Below are 5,235 nucleotides of genomic sequence, written 5' to 3' on the forward strand. Positions count from 1 at the left end.
AGCGGCGCGGGCTTCTCGTGCTGCAGCACGGGGAGTCCGAGGCGCCGTACGACGAGATCGCTCAGCGGCGGCAACGCGCGGCGTTTCTCGATCTGAAGCTGAGGGGTGTGCGCACGCCCGACGACGGGGACGGGCACACCTACCAGCAGTACGTCGTGCGGGTGCCCGGCAACGGGCGGCCCGACCGGGACGCCTTCGCTCGAGCCCTGCGGGCCAGGGGAGTTGACTGCCGCGTGCCCGTGAAGGCACCGGTGCATCGCATGCCCGCGTTCCGGTGCTGTGTCTCGCTGCCCGAGACCGAGTTGGCTGTCGACGGGAGTATAGCCTCGGCTCAGGTCCGGCCCAGTTCGAACCAGACCACCTTGCCCGTGCTCAGCCGGGTCGCACCCCAACGCCGGGCCAGCCGGTTGACGAGATACAGTCCCCGGCCGCCCTCGTCCGTGGCCCGCGCCTGCCGCAGCCTCGGCAGCTGCGGCACGTCGTCGCCGACCTCGCAGCGCAGTACGTCGGTCCGCAGCAGCCGGAGGGTGATCGGCCGGGACGCGTAGCGCACCGCGTTGGTCACGACCTCGCTGACCAGCAGCTCCACCGAGTCGGTCATCTCCTCCAGACCCCAGCGGGACAGCGCGCGCCGGGCCAGCCGGCGGGCCCGGCCGGGAGCCGCGTCCTCCGGGTCCAGGTACCAGTACGCGACGTCGCTCGGCGCGATGCCGTCGAAGCGGGCGGCGAGCAGCGCGATGTCGTCGTCCCGGTCACCCGGGCCGAGCATGTCGAGCACCTCGTCGCACAGGGCTTCGAGGGGCGGCGGATGGTCCGGCCCGGTCAGCTGGGCGGTCGCGGCGAGCTTCTCGCGCAGCTGCTCTATGCCGGTCCAGACGTCCCGCAGCCGGGACTCGACGAGCCCGTCCGTGTAGAGGAAGAGGGTGGCACCGGCGGGCGCGTCCAGTTCCACGGCCTCGAAGTCGACGCCGCCGACCCCGATGGGCGCGCCGGACGGCACCTTGAGCACCTCGGCCCGGCCGCCCAGGTGCAGCAGGACGGGCGGCGGGTGGCCGGCGTTGGCGATGGTGATCCGGTGCGACACCGGGTCGTACACCGCGTAGAGGCAGGTCGCCATGCGGTCCGTACCGAGCCGCTGGGCCTGTTCGTCGAGGTGGTGCAGGACCTCCTGCGGGGGCAGGTCGAGCCCGGCGAGGGTCTGCGCGGTCGTCCGCAGCTGGCCCATGATGGCCGCGCTGGTCATGGAGTGCCCCATGACGTCGCCGACGACGAGCGCGACCCGGCTGCCCGGCAGCGGGATGGCGTCGTACCAGTCACCGCCGACGCGGGCGGTCTCGGCGGCCGGGAGATAGCGGGACGCGAGCCGTACGCCGGTCGGGCGCGGCAGGGTCTCCGGGAGCATCGTGCGCTGCAGCTCGTCGGCGATGTAGGCCTCACGGCCGTACAGCACCGCCTTGTCGATGCCCAGGGCGCTGTGGGTGGCGAGCTGGGCGGCGACCAGCAGGTCGTCCGTCTCGAACGGGATCCGGTCCGGCCGGCGCAGGAACAGCGCGGCCCCGATGACGCGTCGCCGCCCGCGCAGCGGGGCGAGGATCGCGCGCTGCCCGTCCGGGACCTCCAGGTCGCAGCTCTCGCCGAGGAGTTCGGGCAGGGCCGCGCGGGCGGCGGGCGCGTCCGCGAAGACGGGCCGGACGCCGCGCAGCACCTCGGCGAGGGCGCCGCCGGGACGCACCTCGCACAGTTCGGCGCTGACCGGGGACAGCTCGGGCAGCGGCTGCGGGACGGCGGAGGTGGCCAGGAAGCCGTTCTCGGTGTCCCGCTCCTGCGGCAGCCGGTCGGTGCGGCGCAGCCGCAGCACCAGCGGGCCGGTGGGCCGCTCGTCGCCGACGGGCAGCGGATCGCGCAGATAGACGAGGATCGTGTCGGAGAACGTCGGCACGGTCGCCCGGCACAGCCCCATCACGATCTCGTCGAGGTCGATGCCCCGCGCGATCCGCCGGGTGGCGGCACCGACGAACCGCAGCCGGTCGCCGTCCCGCCGCATCGGCAGGGGAGTGCCGGCGGGACTGCCCTGTCCCGAACGCCGCTCCCGGCCCGCGAGATCGCTCGCGGCCGGGTCTGCGCCGGCGCCCTCGGCGGGGCCGTTGGGGCTCGGGAGGGACTCCGTGGCGTGATGCTCCGTCGCGTGGTTGTCCGTGCCCGGGTGGCCCGTCTCGGCGCCCGGCTGGACCGGGATGCTGTCCGGTGCCGGGCGCGGGCGGTGCGTGTCGGGTTCGGTCGAGGACGGCTGGTCGGACTGCGAGTGCTCCGGCCCGGGTGTGGCCGGCGGACCGGCGGGGTTGGGCCCCGTGGAGCCTGACGTACCGGTACCCGTACCCGAGCTGGATGCCATCGCGCCTGTTCCCGCCTCTGTTCCCGCTGTTCCCGATGTTCCCGCGTCGTGCGCGGTCGTACCGGCGCCGCCGACGGTCCCGGGGCTCTCGGAGCCTGTTCCGGGGCAGGCGGCGGCCTCCGGTCCACCGGCGGCCCCCTTCTGCCCTGTCGTCTGCTTCGGCAGAGGCAGAGCCGCCGCCTCCGGGGAACGCAGCAGCGCCCCGCGGGGATCCGCGGGGTTGTCCGGCCGGCCGGTGCCCGGCCGACGGCGCTCGTGCGAGGTGGGTTGCTCCGTCACGCGTGTCGAATCCATCCGTCCGGGGCTGCGCGTTGTACACGCAGTTGGTCCCGCCGACTTCCCGATACCCGGAATACGTGCCCCAGGAACGGAAAACCGGCGTGGTCAGAGGTTGTTCCTGATGCACCGGCGAGCCCTGGTCGGCCCTGACCGGTGTTGCCCTCGTACCCCTCGCTCACGTCCTGCCGCCCCTCGGTGACGTATGGTCAGGCCCAGCGCATGTTCCGGGAGTTACGGTTGTGCGCCCTTGCGGAGGACGATCCTACGGTTGCGTACCGGGGGCGCATCAAGGGTCTCATGACGACATGTGCGCGGGCGTACGGTCCCAGTCCTCCGGCAGTGACGGTACAGCCCACGACGGATCCGGGCGCCAGTGCTGCCAGCCATCCGCGAACGGCGCCCCCCACGCCTGGATGACCTCGACCGCGGAACGCCCCGCTTTCCTTACCCTTCCGGCGAGTTGGGCGTCCATCAGTCCGGCCTGCTGGGCCTGCGCGAACTCGTCCTCGTCGCGCCACTCCCAAGTCCGGTCGGGATTCACGGTGATGTCGAGAAAATGGTCCTCGGAGTCGACCCCGCCGGCCCAACGGGCCAGCGGTTCCTCCAGGTTCACGTACCAGTTCTTGAACTGCCAGCCCGGTTCCCAGAAGAGCCACACCGACCAGGGCTCGGCGGGCCGCGCCAGCTTCAGCACCCCGGTGCCGAACCAGCGGTCGCGCTGCACGGTCCGGGGCTTGGTGTACCGCGACTCCAGCGGCTCCACATGCACGGGCGTACCGTCCGCCAGCACGGGCTTGACGCATTCGGTGCCCGGCGCCATCCACACCGCGAGCAGCTCGGAATCGTCCCGTACGACGGTGACGGGACGCACGATGTGGAAGCGGTCCCCGGAGTTCTCACGGTATCGCCACAGGATCTGACTCCCGGGGGACCAGTACGCCGCTGATCCGCCCGCTTCCACTCGTCTCAACGCTCCGTCGTCTGTCATGAAGAGATATTAGGTGCCACAGGCATACGACGCCGCAGTGCGTGTCACGGTTCACGCCAGTGGCCGGATGACGTTACGGGCGCGTCATCCGCAGGACATCCAGCGCGCTGTCGAGCTGCTCGACGGTGAGGTCACCACGCTCCACGTACCCACCTTCCAGGACGACTTGGCGGATCGTCTTCTGCTCGGCGAGCGACTTCTTGGCCACCTTGGCCGCTTCCTCGTACCCGATGTACTTGTTGAGCGGCGTGACCACGGACGGCGACGACTCGGCGTACTCGCGCGCCCGCTCCCGGTGGGCGACGATCCCGTCGACGGTCCGATCGGCGAGCAGCCGCGAGACGTTGGCGAGCAGCCGTACGGACTCGAGGACGTTCTTCGCGATCACGGGAAGCATGACGTTGAGCTCGAAGTTCCCGGCGGCGCCGGCGGTGGTGACGGTGAGGTCGTTGCCGATGACCTGCGCGGAGACCATCAGCACGGCCTCGGGGATCACGGGGTTGACCTTGCCGGGCATGATGGACGACCCCGGCTGGAGATCGGGCAGGCTGATCTCGGCGAGCCCGGTACGCGGCCCGGAGGCCATCCACCGAAGATCGTTGGCGATCTTGGTCAGCCCGACGGCGATCGTCCGCAACTGCCCACTGGTCTCGACGATCCCGTCCCGTGCGCCCTGTGCCTCGAAGTGGTCGCGGGCCTCGGTGAGGGGCAACCCGGTGGCCCGGGCGACTTCCTCGATCACGGCGGCGGAGAACCCGGGAGGCGTGTTGATCCCGGTCCCGACGGCCGTGCCACCGAGCGGCAGCTCGGCGAGCCGGGGCAGCGAGGCACGCAGCCGCTCCACGCCGTACCGCACCTGCGCCGCGTACCCCCCGAACTCCTGCCCGAGTGTCACTGGCGTGGCGTCCATGAGATGCGTACGCCCCGACTTCACGACGTCGGCGAACTCCTCGGACTTGCGCGTGAGGGCGTCCGCGAGGTGGTCGAGGGCGGGGATCAGCTCACGGGTGACGGCGGCGGTGGCGGCGATGTGGATGGAGGAGGGGAACACGTCGTTGGACGACTGCGAGGCGTTGACGTGGTCATTGGGGTGTACGTCCCTGCCGAGCCGCTCACCGGCGAGGCTCGCGATGACCTCGTTGGCGTTCATGTTGGACGAGGTACCGGAGCCGGTCTGGAACACGTCGACGGGAAAGTGCTCGTCCCAACGCCCCGCGGCGACCTCGTCCGCGGCCTCCTGGATGGCGTCGGCGATGTCCTTGTCGACCACACCGAGCTGGGCGTTGACCTTCGCCGCGGCACCCTTGATCCGGGCGAGGGCCTCGATATGAGCCCGCTCGATACGTTGCCCGGAAACAGGAAAGTTCTCGACAGCACGCTGGGTCTGCGCCCGCCACTTGGCATGAACCGGAACCCGGACCTCCCCCATGGAGTCGTGTTCGGTGCGGTACTGCTCGGGTGTCGTCATGGTCGTACCTCCGAGGGGGACAGCGCGAGTGTGGAGGGACGTATTCCCAGGTTCAGCCCGTCCGGCGTTTGAGGACGAGGCCGTCCAGGCCGAAGGGGGGTCCAGGGG

The 5,235-nt window shown here is 71.3% G+C and carries 3 protein-coding genes and 1 pseudogene; 1 reads left to right on the forward strand and 3 read right to left on the reverse strand.

Annotated elements, in window-relative coordinates:
* Positions 1-326 (forward strand): annotated as a pseudogene (locus STRTUCAR8_RS50710) (DegT/DnrJ/EryC1/StrS family aminotransferase); the annotation flags it as partial.
* Positions 327-331: 5 nt separating this feature from the next.
* Here STRTUCAR8_RS50710 and STRTUCAR8_RS37945 read toward each other — a convergent pair.
* From STRTUCAR8_RS37945 to STRTUCAR8_RS37955, 3 genes are all read right to left on the reverse strand, one after another.
* Positions 332-2,392, reverse strand: a complete 2,061-nt coding sequence (locus STRTUCAR8_RS37945; RefSeq protein WP_006381637.1) for an ATP-binding SpoIIE family protein phosphatase — start codon at positions 2,390-2,392, stop codon at positions 332-334.
* A gap of 574 nt (positions 2,393-2,966) precedes the next feature.
* Entirely contained in the window at positions 2,967-3,659 is a 693-nt protein-coding gene (gene fomD / locus STRTUCAR8_RS37950; protein ID WP_179200497.1) for a cytidylyl-2-hydroxypropylphosphonate hydrolase, read from the reverse strand.
* 73 nt (positions 3,660-3,732) lie between these two features.
* Positions 3,733-5,127, reverse strand: a complete 1,395-nt coding sequence (locus STRTUCAR8_RS37955; RefSeq protein ID WP_006381635.1) for a class II fumarate hydratase — start codon at positions 5,125-5,127, stop codon at positions 3,733-3,735.
* Positions 5,128-5,235: the final 108 nt, after the last annotated feature.

This window comes from Streptomyces turgidiscabies Car8, from assembly GCF_000331005.1.
Classification (GTDB): Bacteria; Actinomycetota; Actinomycetes; order Streptomycetales; family Streptomycetaceae; genus Streptomyces; species Streptomyces turgidiscabies.